Source organism: Neobacillus drentensis (genome assembly GCF_036962765.1).
In the GTDB taxonomy this organism is placed as follows: domain Bacteria; phylum Bacillota; class Bacilli; order Bacillales; family Cytobacillaceae; genus Neobacillus; species Neobacillus drentensis_C.
On record NZ_JBALOS010000105.1, the window covers coordinates 18,987 to 35,907 of the forward strand.

19 protein-coding genes are annotated in these 16,921 nt (G+C 39.0%); 15 read left to right on the top strand and 4 right to left on the bottom strand.

All coding sequences use genetic code 11. The annotated features are described in order from the left end of the window. Positions 1 to 81: 81 nt before the first annotated feature. Positions 82 to 699, top strand: a complete 618-nt coding sequence (kynB, locus tag V7137_RS14310) for an arylformamidase (protein WP_335698710.1) — start codon at positions 82 to 84, stop codon at positions 697 to 699. 155 nt (positions 700 to 854) lie between these two features. On the opposite strand, the gene V7137_RS14315 is transcribed toward kynB, so the two are convergent. Next, the gene (locus V7137_RS14315; RefSeq protein WP_335698711.1) at positions 855 to 1,187 is read right to left on the bottom strand and encodes a hypothetical protein; all 333 of its coding nucleotides are present in this window, start codon (positions 1,185 to 1,187) and stop codon (positions 855 to 857) included. Between the two features lie 605 nt (positions 1,188 to 1,792). On the opposite strand from V7137_RS14315, the gene V7137_RS14320 reads away from it, so the two are divergent. The 4 genes from V7137_RS14320 (at position 1,793) to V7137_RS14335 (ending at position 5,111) form a co-directional block, all read left to right on the top strand. After that, positions 1,793 to 2,092 carry a DUF5658 family protein gene (locus V7137_RS14320; RefSeq protein ID WP_335698712.1) on the top strand — a complete coding sequence of 100 codons (300 nt, stop codon included), beginning with the start codon at positions 1,793 to 1,795 and terminating at the stop codon, positions 2,090 to 2,092. A 107-nt stretch (positions 2,093 to 2,199) separates the two neighbouring features. Next, positions 2,200 to 3,345, top strand: a complete 1,146-nt coding sequence (locus V7137_RS14325; protein WP_335698713.1) for a DEAD/DEAH box helicase — start codon at positions 2,200 to 2,202, stop codon at positions 3,343 to 3,345. A 105-nt stretch (positions 3,346 to 3,450) separates the two neighbouring features. After that, the gene (locus V7137_RS14330) at positions 3,451 to 4,920 is read left to right on the top strand and encodes an amidase family protein (protein WP_335698714.1); all 1,470 of its coding nucleotides are present in this window, start codon (positions 3,451 to 3,453) and stop codon (positions 4,918 to 4,920) included. Between the two features lie 56 nt (positions 4,921 to 4,976). Then, entirely contained in the window at positions 4,977 to 5,111 is a 135-nt protein-coding gene (locus V7137_RS14335; protein ID WP_335698715.1) for a hypothetical protein, read from the top strand. Positions 5,112 to 5,227: 116 nt separating this feature from the next. On the opposite strand, the gene V7137_RS14340 is transcribed toward V7137_RS14335, so the two are convergent. Continuing rightward, positions 5,228 to 6,757: an FAD-dependent oxidoreductase gene (locus V7137_RS14340; RefSeq protein WP_335698716.1), complete on the bottom strand. Its 1,530-nt coding sequence runs from the start codon at positions 6,755 to 6,757 to the stop codon at positions 5,228 to 5,230. Between the two features lie 139 nt (positions 6,758 to 6,896). On the opposite strand from V7137_RS14340, the gene V7137_RS14345 reads away from it, so the two are divergent. Beyond that, the gene (locus V7137_RS14345) at positions 6,897 to 7,805 is read left to right on the top strand and encodes a phosphotransferase (RefSeq protein WP_335698717.1); all 909 of its coding nucleotides are present in this window, start codon (positions 6,897 to 6,899) and stop codon (positions 7,803 to 7,805) included. 7 nt (positions 7,806 to 7,812) lie between these two features. Here V7137_RS14345 and V7137_RS14350 read toward each other — a convergent pair whose 3' ends face one another. Beyond that, the gene (locus V7137_RS14350; protein ID WP_335698718.1) at positions 7,813 to 7,959 is read right to left on the bottom strand and encodes a hypothetical protein; all 147 of its coding nucleotides are present in this window, start codon (positions 7,957 to 7,959) and stop codon (positions 7,813 to 7,815) included. Positions 7,960 to 8,058: 99 nt separating this feature from the next. After that, positions 8,059 to 8,433, bottom strand: a complete 375-nt coding sequence (locus tag V7137_RS14355) for a DUF1360 domain-containing protein (protein WP_335698719.1) — start codon at positions 8,431 to 8,433, stop codon at positions 8,059 to 8,061. A gap of 132 nt (positions 8,434 to 8,565) precedes the next feature. Between V7137_RS14355 and safA the strand changes: the two genes are divergently transcribed. The 9 genes from safA to V7137_RS14400 all read left to right on the top strand — a co-directional run bounded on the left by safA (position 8,566) and on the right by V7137_RS14400 (position 16,920). After that, positions 8,566 to 9,180 carry a SafA/ExsA family spore coat assembly protein gene (gene safA, locus V7137_RS14360; protein ID WP_335698720.1) on the top strand — a complete coding sequence of 205 codons (615 nt, stop codon included), beginning with the start codon at positions 8,566 to 8,568 and terminating at the stop codon, positions 9,178 to 9,180. A 152-nt stretch (positions 9,181 to 9,332) separates the two neighbouring features. Next, the gene (locus V7137_RS14365) at positions 9,333 to 9,677 is read left to right on the top strand and encodes a flagellar basal body rod protein (protein WP_335698721.1); all 345 of its coding nucleotides are present in this window, start codon (positions 9,333 to 9,335) and stop codon (positions 9,675 to 9,677) included. 82 nt (positions 9,678 to 9,759) lie between these two features. After that, positions 9,760 to 10,404 carry a PspA/IM30 family protein gene (locus V7137_RS14370; protein ID WP_335698722.1) on the top strand — a complete coding sequence of 215 codons (645 nt, stop codon included), beginning with the start codon at positions 9,760 to 9,762 and terminating at the stop codon, positions 10,402 to 10,404. 174 nt (positions 10,405 to 10,578) lie between these two features. After that, on the top strand, positions 10,579 to 11,313 hold the full coding sequence (liaF, locus tag V7137_RS14375; protein ID WP_335698723.1) for a cell wall-active antibiotics response protein LiaF: 735 nt from the start codon (positions 10,579 to 10,581) through the stop codon (positions 11,311 to 11,313). Then, positions 11,310 to 12,365, top strand: coding sequence for a sensor histidine kinase (locus tag V7137_RS14380; RefSeq protein WP_335698724.1), 1,056 nt, complete (start codon positions 11,310 to 11,312; stop codon positions 12,363 to 12,365). Before liaF ends, V7137_RS14380 begins: the two co-directional genes overlap by 4 nt. Beyond that, the gene (locus tag V7137_RS14385) at positions 12,358 to 12,990 is read left to right on the top strand and encodes a response regulator transcription factor (protein ID WP_335698725.1); all 633 of its coding nucleotides are present in this window, start codon (positions 12,358 to 12,360) and stop codon (positions 12,988 to 12,990) included. The genes V7137_RS14380 and V7137_RS14385 overlap by 8 nt, the downstream gene beginning before the upstream one ends. Positions 12,991 to 13,183: 193 nt before the next feature. After that, positions 13,184 to 14,515, top strand: coding sequence for a polysaccharide biosynthesis protein (locus V7137_RS14390; protein WP_335698726.1), 1,332 nt, complete (start codon positions 13,184 to 13,186; stop codon positions 14,513 to 14,515). Positions 14,516 to 14,612: 97 nt separating this feature from the next. Continuing rightward, positions 14,613 to 15,131, top strand: coding sequence for an RNA polymerase sigma factor (locus tag V7137_RS14395; RefSeq protein ID WP_335698727.1), 519 nt, complete (start codon positions 14,613 to 14,615; stop codon positions 15,129 to 15,131). 43 nt (positions 15,132 to 15,174) lie between these two features. Then, positions 15,175 to 16,920 carry an aromatic amino acid hydroxylase gene (locus tag V7137_RS14400; RefSeq protein ID WP_335698728.1) on the top strand — a complete coding sequence of 582 codons (1,746 nt, stop codon included), beginning with the start codon at positions 15,175 to 15,177 and terminating at the stop codon, positions 16,918 to 16,920. Position 16,921: the final 1 nt, after the last annotated feature.

Below are 16,921 nucleotides of genomic sequence, written 5' to 3' on the forward strand. Positions count from 1 at the left end.
TATGGAATCTAATGAAAAACGGTGTGAAAGTATGAAATAATGGTGACTAATGAAAGATCATTATCGAGGGAGTGAGTGGGATTGAAAATTTATGATATTTCAAGAAAATTAATAAACGAGATGCCGGTTTGGCCCGGAGATACTGCTTTTCAATACGAGGTCTCGTGGCCAATGGAAGAAAGCGGCTCCGTTAATGTGGGCAAGCTGGAATTGAGTACTCATACGGGAACACATGTAGACGCGCCCTTCCATTTTGATAACCAAGGAAAACGAATCATCGAATTGGATCTTAATCTTTACATAGGCTCTGCGAGAGTGATTGATATGATAGGGAAGGAAAGCATTGGTGCGGCTGACTTAGAAGGGATCGATCTTGATGGGTGCAAACGGGTGTTATTTCGAACCCTTGCATGGGAAAATCCTGATGAGTTCCCTGAAAAAATCCCACATATTGAGCCAAACTTAGCTCCTTTTCTAGGGAGTAAGGGAATTCAGTTAATTGGCTTGGATGTCCCATCGGTCGATCCTATTGATAGCAAAGAGCTGCCGGCCCATCATGGCTTGAATGAACATGGCATTCACATTCTGGAGTCACTATTGCTCGATGAAATCGAACCTGGAGACTACGAGCTTATTGCCCTGCCACTGCCTCTAGTTGAAGGAGACGGGAGTCCAGTTCGCGCTGTCCTCCGAAAGTAGTTGAAACGGTGTCAGGCACCCTTAGGGATAAAAAAGAAGCGTGAATCAAAATGAATTCACGCTTCTTTTGTTAAAGCCCCAACAACCAGATGTAGTTTGGTTTAAAAATATAACACATCAATCTAAAAGGATAAAATCTCCGGATTCTCTTCGTCCTAAGTATGCTTTCTTCGAAATACTAGCCAATAACCCCCAAAGCCGAAGATAAACAATAAACCAACCAAACTTGGAATAATATAATTTTTAAAGGCAGGCACAGCATCCTTCACTTGCTTAGCAGGAAGTGAGGAATACTGCATTTTTGTCCTGATCTTTTTATTTGTAGATACGATTTTATTATTATCTGTAGTTAAGGTAACTAATTGAGCAGTTTGACTAAACACATGATTATTTTTAGGAGAAGAAACTTCTAATCGCGAATCGGCAAAAACATTCATTCCTAATAGTAAAAACAACAGTGATGTGATAAGAGCAATCTTATTAAACATCGTTTTCAACTCCGCAGTATTGTAATCTTCCTGTTGTTCATTCTATCACCGATTCCTGCAGATGAAATCTAATTGAGGGAATTGTTCACAAAGCTTTCGAATTTTAAAAACTTGTAAATTTAACAAAATGACAGCTAAAAGATAGGCATAAGTAAAGATATTGACCGGAAGTGGAAAAATCAAAATAAACTTCAACGAGAGTCTGATTCAATCAGAGGAAATAAATCGTAAACTTTATAAAATGACTTTGAGACAATTTGATTAAAGGGCTGCTCATGGTGAGCAGTTTTTTTTGAAAAAATAAATCTATATTAAGAACAAAATGTTCGTTATAATATTAAATATGACAACTTATTAATGAACTCATTTCCAAATAGGTATTACCTCAATTATTTAGTGGATCATTTTGATGAGATCGCCCGGCCTGATAGTGAAAATATGTTAATTGTAATTTCTGAAGAAACTTGAGCTGCTGTCTCATGGAGCTCATTTATATTCCTAAAATGTTCATTTTTAAGAACTGATGAAAGAATTCATAGGTATCATCATAAGTATTACTAGAAATAATGGAAACTAATTGAACTAATTCATTTGAGGTGGCATTGATGAGACTCTGTTTATTCCTGCTAATCGCCGGACTATTGGATGCTGTTCTGACCCATTTTGGAATTGCTTCAGGTATCGTTGATGAAGGAAATCCAATGATGAAACTTGTAATTGAAAAAAGCTGGTCTTATTTCTACATCATTAAAATCTTACTTCCCCTCCTCTTGCTTGGGTTGTTTTACTTACGCCCATTAAATGGATGGATTCGGACACTATTGGTTTCCACCTGCATCCTTTACCTCTCCGTCCTGGTCTATCATATGGTTTGGATTGCCCTCTATTTTAATTCAGCATCATGACTTATACGCTATTCCCAACTAGACACTCCAAGGTTATTAAGTTAGTATCAATACGATATGGAAAGACAAATAATAAGAAAAATGATTTTTATATAAAGGAGTTCAATATGTTAAATACCTTAAAACCATACTTGCAGGAAGCCTGGGAAAAGTCAGGGTTTCAACAACCGACTTCCATTCAAGCAGAGGCAATACCAATGATTCTTGAAGGCAAGAATTTAATTGCTGAGTCACCGACAGGTACTGGTAAAACGCTGGCTTATTTACTTCCATTGTTACATAAAATGGACCCTAGTTTACAATCCCTACAGGCTGTTGTGTTAGCTTCTTCGCAGGAGCTTGTGATGCAGGTCTATCAAGAATTTCAAAAATGGTCGGAAGGAAGCGGAATCAGAGGCACTTCTATTATTGGAGGCGCTAATATGAAACGGCAGCTTGAGAAATTAAAGAAACGCCCGCATGTTATTTTTGCAACTCCCGGCCGTTTACTTGAACTAATCAAACAGAAAAAAGTAAAAATGCATGAAGTAAAACTGGTTGTTCTCGATGAGGGAGACCAATTACTCATTCATGAACATCTTAATACTGTTCAAAATATTGTTAAATCAACGATGAGCGACCGCCAAGTTGTTTTGTTTTCTGCTACAATGAAACCGGCAACCGAGAAATTGGCCAAAGAAATGACGAAGGACCCGGAAGTTCTTCGCATCGAAAAGGATGAGATCGCTTCATCAGGAGAAGTGGAGCACATTTATTTTTCATGTGATCCAAGAGATAAAATCAAGCTCCTTGAAAAAATCACTCGCTTAGAAAATAGTAAATCCCTTGCGTTTATTAATGATATCGGCGAAATTGAAGTATTTAAGGAGAAATTACATTTTAAAGACCTTTCGATTGGAATCCTGCATAGCGACATGAAAAAGCTCGAGCGGCAGGCCGCATTAAAGTCTTTCCGTGATGGAAAAATGAACATGCTCATTGCTACTGATGTGGCGGCGAGAGGACTTGATATCCAAGGGGTCACCCATGTAGTTAATATCGATTCCCCGAAGGATATAGCGCAATATGTGCATAGGGCTGGAAGAACAGGAAGAATGGGTGCTAATGGTATTGTTATCTCGCTTGTTACCGAGAGAGAAGAACGAGAATTGAAACAGTATTGCCGTGAGTTAAACGTTCCACTTCAAAAAAGAGTGTTTTACAAAGGTTTAATTGCTGAAGAAGGACAAAGAGACCAAAAACTAAGAAGATAAAAGGGACGGCAGAGACAGTGGAGGAACATCCACTGTCTTCTTTTAATGTGAAAAGGGATTTCCTTCTTATTTCTTGAATAGTAAAAGAGAATGGAGGGGAAAAACATGGAAGATAAGAAACTAAAAAAAATGAATGAGGAATGGCTTGAAGAAGCTACAATCACACAGATCCAAGAAAAGTTAGAGAGTGGAGAGCTCACATCGAAAGAGCTTGTTTTAATGTATTTACATAGAATCGCGGCTTATGATAGCCAATTGCATTCGATCATTGAAGTAAATCCTGATGCGTTACAGATAGCTGAAGCGCTTGACGCCGAGCGAAATGAATCTGGCCCGCGCAGTCGATTGCATGGCATTCCCATCTTACTAAAAGATAACATTGATACCAATGATAAAATGCATACTAGCGCTGGGTCACTTGCCTTGAAAAATTCGATTGCCCTCCATGATTCGTTTGTGGCCGAGCAATTACGGAAAGCAGGGGCAATCATTCTCGGCAAAACAAATATGACTGAATGGGCAAATTTCATCGCAATCGGGATGAAAAGCGGTTATAGTTCCCGAGGCGGACAGGTATTAAATCCTTATGGCCCAGGCAGGTTTGATGTGGGTGGGTCTAGTTCAGGCTCGGGAGCTGCCGTTGCAGCTAACTTCGCCACAGCGGCAGTGGGAACTGAAACATCTGGATCGATCTTAAATCCTTCCTGTCAAAACTCCTTGGTAGGAATCAAGCCGACTGTTGGTCTAATCAGCAGACGAGGGATTATCCCAATTGCACACACTCAGGATACAGCAGGACCGATGGCTAGAACGGTGGAAGATGCAGCTATTCTTCTTAACTCACTCTGTGGCAGCGACGAGAAAGATCCGATTACCAAAACAAATCCTTTTGGGCAGACTGACTTTTCCGAGTATCTATTGAAACAAGGGCTTGAGGGAAAAAGAGTTGGGGTGGCCGTAAAAGGCTTTATCGAGTTGTTGAGTGAAGAGAAACAAAAGGTGATTCAAATGGCTGTTGATATTCTAAAATCTTCAGGTGCGGACGTGATTGAAACCATAGAAATTCCTTCCGCAAAGGCAAATTGGAAGTATGATGTACTAACCTATGAGTTTAAACCAGACCTAAATGCGTATCTAATCAGCCTTCATCCATCTATACCGATAAAAAACTTAACAGACCTCATTGAGTTTAATAAAAACAATGAAGAGAAAATGCTCAAGTACGGCCAGGCTGTCCTGATCGAGTCTGATGAAACGAGCGGGTCATTAACAGAAGCAGCTTATATTGAGGCATTGGAATTCGACCTCTATCACTCGAAAAAGCAGGGGATTGACTTTGCTTTGGAAAAATACGGCTTGGATGCGATTGTTTTCCCAAGTGAGGAAGGCTCTCATATCAGTGCAAAAGCAGGTTATCCATCCATTGCTGTTCCGGCTGGCTATACGACAGAGGGGGAACCGGTTGGAATCACTTTTGCAGGAACTGCATATAGTGAGCCTTTATTAATCGAGGTCGCCTATGCTTTTGAGCAAATGACTAAATTTAGAAAAGCGCCTGTCCTTGAAAGAGAATAAGACTAATTATTTTCACTCATACTATCAATGTATTTCTCAAAAAGGAGCTGGTACGTATGGGAAGACAGAAGCTAGGTAATCAAAATGCTCAACGAAATAATAATAGCAAAAAGCCAATGAGAGATAGTGAAGAACTAGTTGAATTTACAACTGGTGAAAGATTAAAACACAATCGACCAAATAGTAAATAATAAAGCGCGCCTCCTACATTTAGTAAGGAGGCGCTTTTTCGCACTAGGAAGAGAATTGTAGATATCTTCAAAAAAGTGTAGATATCACCTCAATTTTTGTAGATATCTTAAAAATCCTATTCTTCAGCCAATAATTTTAGCGCTTTTTTAGCCGGACCCTCAATCACATCGCCTGAATAAGCATACCTTGAGCCATGGCACGGACAATCCCATGTTTTTTCCGCATGGTTCCATTCGCATTCGCAGCCAAGATGGGTGCAGGTGGTGTCAACAATATAAAGTTTACCGTTCTCGTCTTTATATGCACCTGCTCTTTTCCCGTTATACATCACAACTGATCCTTCACCATCCATCAAATCATCCGAATCCCCTGGAACAATTTCAAGTTTGCCTTTGAGTAGGTGTTTGGCAACATCAACATTAGTACTGACAATGCTATTTAAATCGGGATCGGCATGGAAGCGCGATGGTGAATAAAGCTCTTTGTATGGATTATCGTTGTTTAACACATAATCGGCTAATAAACGGCCAGCCATGGTTCCGGTTGTCATGCCCCATTTTTTAAAGCCAGTCGCTACTAAAATATGCTCCCGTTCAGCAGTAATGGGACCGATATAGGGAAGCTTGTCTAGTGTAACTAAATCTTGTGCAGACCAGCGGTAATCATATTCCTTAATACCAAAAACGTCTTCGGCAAACGCTTCAAGGGCTTCAAAATGCGCAATCGTATCAATGCCCTGACCGGTTTTATGGTTTTCACCACCAATAATAATCAGTTTTTCGCCATTTATCGGTGTATAACGAATCGAACGGGTTGGACTGTCCGCGCTAATATACATGCCGCCAGGGTAATCTTTGTCGGTTTTAATACCAATTGCATAGGAGCGGTCCGCGTACATTCGCGCAAAATAAAGACCTGGCAAATCATAAAATGGAAAATGTGATGAAATGATTACTTGATTACAAGTCACTTTGAAACCAGACTTTGTAACCACTTTTGGTTGTACGCCATCGTCTTCAATATCGGAAGCTGTTGTATTTTCAAATACTGTACAGCCAGCTTTCACTGCTTCCTCCAGGAGCACTTTTAAATATTTAAGCGGATGAAACTGGGCCTGATTTTGCATCATCAGGGCGGCTTTCACTTCAATATTAAAAGGAATTGTATCTTTTAATGCACCATCAATATCAAGTCGTTTATAGGCTTCCCATTCCGTTACGAGCTTATCTTTATATTCTTCGGTGACTGCATAAATGTAAGCATCTTCTTTGCTAAAATCACAATCGATTCCTTTTTCATTAATATTACTTTCAACAAATTGTATGGCATTCATATGTGATTCAAAATAAAGTCGAGCCTTTTCCTCTCCAAAATGGTTAATAAATTCATCATAAATTAATCCATGCTGGGCGGTTACCTTCGCAGTCGTATGACCAGTGGTGCCATTCAGAACACTCCCGGCTTCTAATATGGCAACCTTTTTACCTTCCTTAGAAAGTAAATAGGCTGCGGTAATCCCTGTAATTCCGGCTCCGACAATGGTGACATCGACGGATATATCTTCGGTTAATTTTTTAAAAACAGGTAATTCTATTTCACGCCAATATGTTTTTGGAAATTGTGGAATTTTTTCAGATGAACTCATATACATTCCTCCAGCCTAAAAAATGACATCATATTTAATTTTTCCAAAAGTGCTAGAATAAATGTAAACAAGGAAAAAGTTCCTAAAAGTAAAAAAGAACCCTGCATATGCAAGGTTCCTTACGAATGGAGGATATCCAATGACGAATTCATGGTCACCTGAAATTGAACTATCCCCACATGAAGCAATGCGCTTAATAGCCAATCAATTTCCGGATCTTCATCCCATTCATATTCGTTTATTTGGCCAAGGGTTTGATAACAGCGTGTTTATGGTTAATGACCAATACGTGTTTCGGTTTCCAAGACGAACAAGTGCCGTTCCGTTATTAATTACAGAAAATCATCTTTTGCCGCACCTAACTGAATTCCTAAATCTTCAGATCCCTGTCCCGGTATTTTTGGGCCGGCCGTGTCCGGATTACCCGTGGCCATTTACAGGCTATCAGGTAGTGTCAGGAATGACACCTGGGATTTTATCTGAATCAATAAGGAGCACTTCAGCAGAACGAATGGCTGTTTTTCTCCGTAAGCTCCATCAGTTTTCAATTGAAAAAGCAAAGAGCTATGGCGTTCCGTATGATCAATTAAACCGTGTAAGTATTAAATTAAGAAAAGATAGACTAATGGAAAATGTAACTAAAGCAGTAAACGATCGATTATTGAAACATCCAAAACCACTACTGGATTATCTAAATAACCTAAAAATAATCGAAGAAGATTCAAACCTTTCCCTTGTCCATGGTGATCTTCATTTTAGAAATGTACTCGTTGACACGAAAGGACATATTTCAAGCATTATTGATTGGGGAGATGTTCACATAGGAAACCCTGCGGTTGATCTTTCTTTTGTATATAGTTTTTTTCCGCCATCGGGCCGTAAACAATTTTTTGAAGCCTACGGAGATGTTGATGCAAATACACGATATCTGGCTAAATTTAAAGCCATTTTTACAACAGTATTACTGTTAAGATACGCTCATGACTTAAGTGATTCGAACATGAAGGAAGCTGCATTACAAAGCTTAAACTTTGCCTTAGTTGATTAAAAGGAAATCATTCCTCTTTATCAATGTTCAATGGATCAATACGGGTAGAGTCTTCTGTGTTTAAGGAGCTTCTAATAAAATGAAAAAATGTTCCTCCAATACAACCGAGAAATATGATAAAACCGATTGTTGTGACCCACCAAATTGCAGCCATTGTATTCCCCCTTTTTGTCGAGCTTAATTGACCAATGTCTTTAAGCTTTTCTAAAATATATGCAATAGGGGGGATGATTTTGCCAAAGACTAATTTGTTTTAGTCTTTTTTCTTCAGTGCGGCATAATAGTCGACTTTTTTGATATTGACGCCGACAAAGGTTTCAATAATGGACTGGCCGCCCGCAATCGAGAAAATTAAAATAACCACAAAGGCAATGCGCGGGAAGAGCAAATAAGCTCCACCGAGTAAAATGGCGCTCCAAACACCTGCACACCAATAACATTTCAACAGATAACCGAACATCGATGTGGGAACTTCCTTTGTTTCCACGCCAGCATCGGTTTCGACCTTGATTTTTTTAACAAAAGGTTTACGGATAAATTCAGTAATTTTATCAAAAACAATTAAATGAGTTAAACGATAACTCGCCAAAATTAACATAATATAGGTAATCCATGAAATCTCTTTCACTTTTCCATCCTCCAAAAAAATCTGCATTGATGTTCATCAAATTTCCTATCACTCAAAGCAAAAATTTATTTTTTAATCCATTGTATATTTTGAGCCTGAAATCAAGATTATATATTCGGAGGAGGCGAAAAAATGAAAAAATCTTTTTGGTTTAGTTTTCTGTTTTTATTGTCGCTATTTTGTATTCCGAGTGTGTCGTTTGCCCAGCAAATCTACACTGTACAGCCAGGTGATTCTCTTTGGAAGATCGCAGTCAGGTATCAAGTGGGCATATCAGAGATTATTTCAGCAAACCCGCAATTTAAGAATCCGAATTTAATCTATCCAGGTCAAAAGGTAACCATTCCAAGTTTCGATGCAGTAAAAAGCATTGAAAGTCAGGTCATCCAGTTAACCAACCAGGAGCGTGCGAAGAATGGATTGAAGGCATTAACTCCAGATTGGGAATTGTCAAGGGTTGCTCGTTATAAAGCCAATGATATGAGAGATAAAAACTATTTCAGTCATACCAGTCCAACCTATGGCAGTCCGTTTGCAATGATGAAAAGCTTTGGGATTTCCTATCGTTCAGCAGCTGAAAACATTGCAGCAGGGCAAACTACGCCGGCATCCGTCGTTCAAGCTTGGATGAATAGTTCGGGGCACAGGGCCAATATATTAAGCACGAGATCTACCTATATTGGGGTTGGTTACGCACAAGGAGGTTCCCAACGACACTATTGGGTCCAGATGTTTATCTCTAAATAAAGAAACAAAAAGGGTCAGTTACTTAAGCATTCGCTTAGGGGCTGACCCTTTCTACGTCTTAAGACCGATATCAAAATCAAGCTAAGGCGCAATTATGACGAACAAAGAAAAGAGGTAAGATGATATCAAGATAAAGAAAGGAGAAAAACAAAATGAAAAAATTTGGTTTATTGTTAGCAGGTGCAATTGCAGCGATGATTTTGCTTTCAACGATTGGTCCAATGGTGGGGTTACTCGTTAGCCTAGTACTCCTATACTTCATATTCAAACAGTTCTTAAAGGCTAAATCTACAGGTGGAAAAATTGGGATTGGGATTATCGGTTTCATCGTCCTCATGGCTTCCATTCATAATGCCCCAGCTATCATTGGAGTAGCTGCTGTCTATGTACTGTACCTCGTTTATAAAAAATGGAACGATAAAAAGTACACGGCCACAACAGAAGAATCAGACCCATTTGTCAACTTTGAAAAACAATGGAATGAATTGAAAAATTAGTAGGATCTGTTAAAGCTGAATGTTGATTTATAAAATCGCCACTTTTGATAAACAAAACCAAGATAAAAAGGAGAGAATAACCATGACAAACTTATTTACAAGAATAAAAAACACGATTACAGCAGATTTACACGAGGCACTTGATCAAAAAGATAAACAAAATCCAATTGCTTTATTAAATCAATATCTTCGTCAGTGTGAGCAAGAAACAGAGAAAGTTAGAAAGCTATTGGAACGTCAGTACACACTGAAAGATGAATTTACGAGAGAATATCAGCAAGCTGCCCAATTAGCCGAAAAAAGAAAGTATCAAGCTGAAATTGCTTCTAATGCCAGCGAAACAGAGCTTTATCAGTTTGCTGCTACAGAACATCAGCAATATTCCGATCGTGCGGTCCGCTTAAGTGGATCACTTGAACAAGTAAAAGGTCAACTAGCAGACCTAGAAAGAAAATATGAGGAAATGAAGCACAAAGTTAAAGATATGCATTTGCGCAGGATGGAATTAATGGGCCGTGAAAATGTAACACGAGCGAACCACCAGATCAACCAGGTTCTCGATTCTCAATCTTATTCTGACAAATCCTACTCGAAGTTTAAAGAAATTGAAAACTACCTTGACCGTTTAGAGCATCAAGTGAATAGTTCATTTTATCGTAATACGATTGACGCTCGGATCTCACAGTTAGAAAAAGAAATGAAATTAGAAGAAAGCAAGTCCATTTAATAACAAATATGGTAGACTATATTAGAAAAGCAGAATCTCTTTCAAAGCAAGTATTGCTTATTCCTCAGGGATTAATGCTTAAGTTAGTATACAAAAGGCGTAGACATTCTGCGCCTTTTGTACATAAATAAAAATATTCGAATGAGCCAGACTTTTAATAAGGGAGGGTGGGCCATGTTTAAAAATACGAAAAATGATTATATAGGCTGGATGTTCATGATCGGTGCAATTATTCTAGTCATGGAAATATTATTTTTTAACAGTGGGCTTATTTTTTCCCTTATCATTTCTGGTGGTATGATTTTTCTCGGCCGGAAGCGTGCTGGGAAAAAGTTGGGGAAAATTCTTTTTATCGGTGGAATTATCTTTTTTGTCCTGAGTATTGCGCACATGATGACGTTTAAGTTCTTGTTGCTCGCTGTCTTACTGCACTTTTTTATTCAATTTATTAATACAAAAAAGCATCCTAAGAAGATTTTACCTGAAATCAATAAAGCGGAAGAAACCTCTCAACAAGAAACACTGATTAAAACAGAACCACTATTTGAAAATATTGTCCTTGGTCAACAAAAGACTCCTGTGGGTGCCTATAAATGGAATGATGTAAACATTCAGGCTGGAATTGGTGATACAATCATTGACCTTAGTTTTACGATGTTGCCTAAAGGGGAAACAGTTATCTTTATTCGAAATCTAATCGGGAATATTCAAATTCTCGTTCCTTATGATATTGAAATAAGTCTTCATCATTCTTGCATTGTCGGTTCCACAACTGTTTTCGAGCATCATGACTCGAAACTTTTCAATCGAGTAGTACACTTAAAAACACCTGGATACGAGACAGCCGAGCACAAAGTAAAAATATTTACCTCGCTTGTTGTCGGAAATATAGAGGTGAGCCGGATATGAGCACAACCCAGCGTCAGATTTTCTGGAGTGTCGGCTTTTCCTTTTTCATTGCGATTATCGTTGGTGCCATTTTTATCTTCGTTTTCCCACTTGGCAGTTGGGCCGAATTGTGGAATAAACAATTCATGAATATACCATTTGTAGTCTTTATTCCGGCATTTAGTATTGCAGTAGGAATTCTTTTAGGTGCGTTCTCTGGAATGTATTGGAGAAGACAATTCCTATCGGTTGAACACTCATTGCATTTATTAGAGGAAGGAAAACAAATAGAAGTAAAGGAGAAACCTGTCATCTCGGAAATGCAGCTCATTGCGAGCCGAATTGAGAAAATCGGGAAACAGATGTCTGAACAGGCAAAGCTTTCCCAGCGCTTAGCCACTGAAAAGGTGGAAGACATTGAAGAAAGAATTCAAGAAATAATTGAACAAGAACGAAACCGTCTGGCCCGTGAACTTCATGATTCGGTCAGTCAGCAATTATTTGCTGCTTCGATGATGATGTCAGCCATCAACGAAACGAAACATCAATCACCAATAGAAAATGAGCGCGAAGCGAAACAATTGAAATTAGTAGAAGAAATGATTCACCAATCACAATTAGAAATGCGGGCTCTTCTTCTACATTTGCGGCCTGTTGCGTTGAAAAATAAAACACTCCAAGAAGGAATTGAAGAGCTGTTAATCGAATTACAACAAAAGGTTGAAATGGATATAAAATGGAAGACCGAGGCGTTTCCTCTAGATAAAGGAGTAGAGGATCATCTTTTCCGTATTCTACAAGAGTCTATATCGAATACGTTAAGACATTCGAAAGCCAACAAGCTCGAAGTTCTGATGGTTAAACGAGATGATTTAGTCATCTTACTGATTGTGGATGATGGAATTGGTTTTGATGTAAACGAGATGAAGGCAGGCTCCTATGGAATGCAAAATATGCATGAGCGTGCGGTTGAAGTGGGCGGTACGTTAAAAGTGGTTAGTGTAAAAAATCAAGGAACAAGGCTGGAAGTAAAGGTTCCGGTGATGGTTAATGGAGATGGTGCCAATGATTAGAGTAGTATTTGTTGATGATCATGAAATGGTGAGAATCGGGGTTTCTTCTTATTTATCAGCGCAGCCAGATATTGAGGTGGTTGGAGAAGCAGATGATGGAAAAAAAGGGGTGGAACTTGCCCTCGAACTTCGCCCTGATATTATTTTAATGGATTTAGTTATGAAGGAAATGGATGGAATTGAAGCCACACGTCAAATCATTGAACAATGGCCTGAAGCAAAAATCATTATCGTCACAAGCTTCTTGGATGATGAAAAGGTCTATCCAGCACTTGAGGCAGGTGCTACCAGCTATATGCTGAAGACCTCTAAAGCAGGTGAAATTGCCAATGCCGTCCGCGCTACATATCATGGACAATCGGTCCTTGAACCGGAAGTAACCGGAAAAATGATGGTGAAAATGCGTCAAAAAAATACGCACCTGCCACATGAAGATCTCACTTCTCGTGAAGTCGAAATATTATTATTAATGGCCGAAGGCAAAACCAATCAAGACATTGCGGATGAGTTATTTATTGCCCTCAAAACCGTCAAAACCCACGTCAGCAATATTTTGAGCAAGCTTAACGTTCAAGACCGAACGCAAGCAGTCATTTATGCTTTTAAGCATTCTTTAATTAAATAAATTCAGAAGGCTTTCCTAAAAAACGGAAAGTCTTTTTTCTATTTTGGGCTTTGTTAAATTTAAAAGAACAGTCATCACCAGCGTTTAAAAGGGCCTCGTGCCCTTTTTTCGTTTACCTAAAAATTTTTTCCTACTAATCAAAGAACTTGTCTCATAAGTTTATAAAAGTGAGACTAGTATGGAGGAGAAAAATTTGGCTATTTACTATAAGGGAATATTCTTTTTAACAGCGTCTGCATTATTGGGAGAAGGCATCGAATTCTTGGTAAATATGATTCTAGCAAGAGAGTTAGGAACGCATGGTTTAGGACTTTATATGTCCATCCTGCCTTCGATTTTTTTTATTGTTTTGCTATCAAGTTTTGAGCTGCCCGTTTCGATTTCAAAATTTATTGCTGAAAAAGAGGAGCGCTACCATCGAAATATCCTCTATCACGCCATTACGATTACCATTATTTTCACAAGTTGTTTGTTTTTATTAGCAACAGTCATTCTGCCTTTCATTCCAGTGTTCAATGCGTATCATCCTTATGTACGCTGGGTTGTCATGATACTTATTCCCGTCATTTCGTTCACTTCGGTTGCCAGGGGCTATTTTATGGGGATGCAGCATATGGGGAAAATCGCCATCTCTAATTTCCTTAGGAAAATCATTCAGCTAGCCGGGTTGTTTTTCTTGTTCCGCTTTTTCACCTTCAACGGTGAACAGTCATTGTTAATAGCCTTGTGTACCTTAATTGGAAGCGAGATTATTGTATTCGTGTATTTAGTATATATGTTCATCATTCAATTCCAACAATTAAAAAGGCACCCTTTTTCTAATATGAATCGCAAGGTTGTTAGGAAAAATTTAATGGCTGTTTCGATCCCTACTACTGGGATGCGCTTGTTTTCAGCCTTTACCAGTGCCATTCAACCATTTATCATAAAGGGTGCTTTAGTTCACTCTGGGATGGCAGAGAGAATCGCGACTGAACAATTTGGAATGCTGATGGGAGTGGCGATGTCTATTGGCTTTTTCCCTGCATTTATTGCGCATTCCCTAATGGTCGTGCTCATTCCTGCTGTATCCAAAGCACATTCGCAGAAGGATTATCCCAGCCTGCAAAAAATGCTGCAGCAGGTAATGAAATTAACCATAGTTTATGGTGTGATAGCTGTAACGTTCTTCTATTTCTTTGCCCCAGAACTGACTTCACTCTTCTTTAAATCGGAGACATCAGCCGTATTTTTACAAATGCTCTGGCCGTTTTTCCTATTTCATTTTTTCATCATGCCGATGCAGGCCTTTTTGATTGGTCTAAATATGATCAAAGATGCTTTTTTCCATATCACCTGGTCAATTATTATTTCCTATGCGTTAATCTTGTTGCTTGGTTCTCGACCAGAATGGAGGATGAACGGGGTTATTATTGGAATGAATACAGGCGCCGTTTTGCTAGCCCTTATGCATTATATAACGATTTCTAGGAAAATCGGGTTAAGATTTTTTATGAGGGCATACATTCAAAATACTACTGAGTGATAATTTAAAAGAAAATTACTTCTCAACTGTAGGGGTTAATAAGTCCATTCCGTCTATTATTATGAAAAGTTATTTTTCGACTTGGAGGACTTGGAAAATGAATAATGGACGTACCCCGTCATTTGAAGAAGTAGTTATGGAATACGGAAGAGCAATTTATCAATATATTTTATCGTTAGTGAAGCATAAAGAACTTGCAGAGGACATCTATCAGGAGGTATTACTCTCCGCCTATTTAGCATATCCTTCAATTAAGGAGCAATCCAAAAATAAAGGATGGTTTTTTACGATTGCGATCAATAAATGTCGTGATTATTGGCGGAAAGAAAAAAAGTCAAAGCAATTTTGGAGGGAAGAGGTTTATTCCTATTCAGCCTCATTTGAACCATCTATAATCCCCGAAGAGGAAGTTTTACATAAATTTTCTGCTGAACAAATGGCTGAAAAGGTGAACCTATTACCGGAAATCTACAGATATCCTATCTATCTATATTACTATCAAGATTTCTCTCTCGTCGAAATTGCGAAGAAAAGTAATCTTCCAATGTCTACAGTAAAAACAAGGATGAGAAGGGCAAAGGAAAGACTCCGACCAAAAATGCAGTCACTCGCATGATGATACCAGTAAAAAATATTCTTTGAGAAGGAGAATGTTAACGATGACTGGAAATGGAGCAAGAAGAGACCAGGCGCACTTACAGCCATATATTTCAAAGCAGTTTTACCATCGATATACAGCCATTGACCACGCCGTGTGGCGATTCGTCATGAAGCAAAATCATTACTTTTTAAAAGATATCGCCCATCCCGCCTATGTAAACGGTCTGCGTGATTCAGGTATTAAAACGGAATCCATTCCGAAGGTAGATGACATGAATGAAAGTCTTGCAAAAGTTGGCTGGGGAGCCGTTACGATTGATGGGTTAATTCCTGGTTCCGTATTTTATGGCTTTCTGGCACATGGTATTTTGCCGATTGCAACAGAAATCAGAAACATCCAAAACATTGCCTATACCCCTGCTCCGGATATGATTCATGAAGCAGCCGGACACGCACCCATTTTATTAGATAAATCTTATCGGGATTTTGTAAGGAAAATTGGCGAGATGGGAGCGAAAGCTCTTTCCAGTAAAGAAAAATTGGAGGTATTTAAAGCCGTTCGCCACCTAACCATTGTTGCAGAAGATCCCAACTCAACCCCTGAACAGGTTAAAGAGGCAGAAATACTTGTCGCTGAAGCTAGAAAGAAGGTGAAAGGGTTGTCGGAATCCGATATGGTTTCAAGGCTTTTTTGGTGGACAGTGGAATATGGCTTGATTGGCGATATCAACAATCCGAAGATTTATGGGGCAGGTTTGCTTTCATCAGTAGGTGAGAGTCAAAGCTGCTTAGCCGATGATGTTATAAAGATTCCATTTTCAGTCGAAGAATGTATCAAAACACCATATGATGTCACCAAGCCGCAGCCGCAATTATTTGTATGTAAAGATTTTGATGAATTAGCGGCTGCCATAGATCAATTTGCTGCTACGATGGCCTTTAAGAAGGGCGGCACGGAAAGTCTTGAAAAAGCCTTGAAATCTGATAATCTTGCAACGTTTGTCTTCTCGTCTGGATTGCAAGTGACGGGGACATTGGCAACAATATTAAAGAATGAGAAGGGAGAAGCTGTTTATATTAGAACCAAAGGGCCGACCGCCCTTTCTCTGGATCAGAAGCAATTAGTGAATCATGGCAAAGATACACATCGTAAAGGATTCGGGACACCAATAGGCAGTCTTAAAGGGAAGATAGCGTTAGAGAATTGCTCTCCTGATCAATTAAAGGATTTAGGCATTATGGAAGGCAGCAAAGCAATATTGAAATTTGAAAGCGGTGTCAATGTAAAGGGGGTTGTGAAGACAATTATGTTGTCGGCAGATAAGCCCATTTTACTCTCTTTTAAGGATTGCCATGTAACCTATAAGGGGCAAGTCCTGTTTGATCCATCATGGGGGGCGTATGATATGGCAGTCGGGGAAGGAATTACGTCTGTGTTTGCAGGCGCTGCTGATCCAGATGCTTTTTTTGAATGGCCAATAATAAAGGAAACAGACAGTATGGAGGAATCAGATGTTCAACTGAATGAATTAGAAAGGCTATATGCTGAAATCCGCAGTTTACGTGAGGGCACGGAGTGGAATGAACAGTGCTGGACCAGATTGGAGAAGGTAATCGCGGGACTAGATAGGAAATATCCCAATGAGTGGTTACTGAGATTGGAAATACTTGAAATCTATAAGTTGCATAATAACAGTCATCCGAACGTCAAAATCATTTCTGAAATGTTACGAAACAAAAACTGGGGAAAATCAGTTAATCAGGTGATCCAACGCGGGTTCACTTTAATAAATAGGCTATGTTAAA

What these genes read in the sequence shown, in the direction of transcription:
- V7137_RS14315 (WP_335698711.1), bottom strand. Translation starts at nt 1,187, where the DNA reads ATGTTTAATAAGATTGCTCTTATCACATCACTGTTGTTTTTACTATTA.
- V7137_RS14320 (WP_335698712.1), top strand. Translation starts at nt 1,793, where the DNA reads ATGAGACTCTGTTTATTCCTGCTAATCGCCGGACTATTGGATGCTGTT.
- V7137_RS14325 (WP_335698713.1), top strand. Translation starts at nt 2,200, where the DNA reads ATGTTAAATACCTTAAAACCATACTTGCAGGAAGCCTGGGAAAAGTCA.
- V7137_RS14330 (WP_335698714.1), top strand. Translation starts at nt 3,451, where the DNA reads ATGGAAGATAAGAAACTAAAAAAAATGAATGAGGAATGGCTTGAAGAA.
- V7137_RS14335 (WP_335698715.1), top strand. Translation starts at nt 4,977, where the DNA reads ATGGGAAGACAGAAGCTAGGTAATCAAAATGCTCAACGAAATAATAAT.
- V7137_RS14340 (WP_335698716.1), bottom strand. Translation starts at nt 6,757, where the DNA reads ATGAGTTCATCTGAAAAAATTCCACAATTTCCAAAAACATATTGGCGT.
- V7137_RS14345 (WP_335698717.1), top strand. Translation starts at nt 6,897, where the DNA reads ATGACGAATTCATGGTCACCTGAAATTGAACTATCCCCACATGAAGCA.
- V7137_RS14350 (WP_335698718.1), bottom strand. Translation starts at nt 7,959, where the DNA reads ATGGCTGCAATTTGGTGGGTCACAACAATCGGTTTTATCATATTTCTC.
- safA (WP_335698720.1), top strand. Translation starts at nt 8,566, where the DNA reads ATGAAAAAATCTTTTTGGTTTAGTTTTCTGTTTTTATTGTCGCTATTT.
- V7137_RS14365 (WP_335698721.1), top strand. Translation starts at nt 9,333, where the DNA reads ATGAAAAAATTTGGTTTATTGTTAGCAGGTGCAATTGCAGCGATGATT.
- V7137_RS14370 (WP_335698722.1), top strand. Translation starts at nt 9,760, where the DNA reads ATGACAAACTTATTTACAAGAATAAAAAACACGATTACAGCAGATTTA.
- liaF (WP_335698723.1), top strand. Translation starts at nt 10,579, where the DNA reads ATGTTTAAAAATACGAAAAATGATTATATAGGCTGGATGTTCATGATC.
- V7137_RS14380 (WP_335698724.1), top strand. Translation starts at nt 11,310, where the DNA reads ATGAGCACAACCCAGCGTCAGATTTTCTGGAGTGTCGGCTTTTCCTTT.
- V7137_RS14385 (WP_335698725.1), top strand. Translation starts at nt 12,358, where the DNA reads ATGATTAGAGTAGTATTTGTTGATGATCATGAAATGGTGAGAATCGGG.
- V7137_RS14395 (WP_335698727.1), top strand. Translation starts at nt 14,613, where the DNA reads ATGAATAATGGACGTACCCCGTCATTTGAAGAAGTAGTTATGGAATAC.
- V7137_RS14400 (WP_335698728.1), top strand. Translation starts at nt 15,175, where the DNA reads ATGACTGGAAATGGAGCAAGAAGAGACCAGGCGCACTTACAGCCATAT.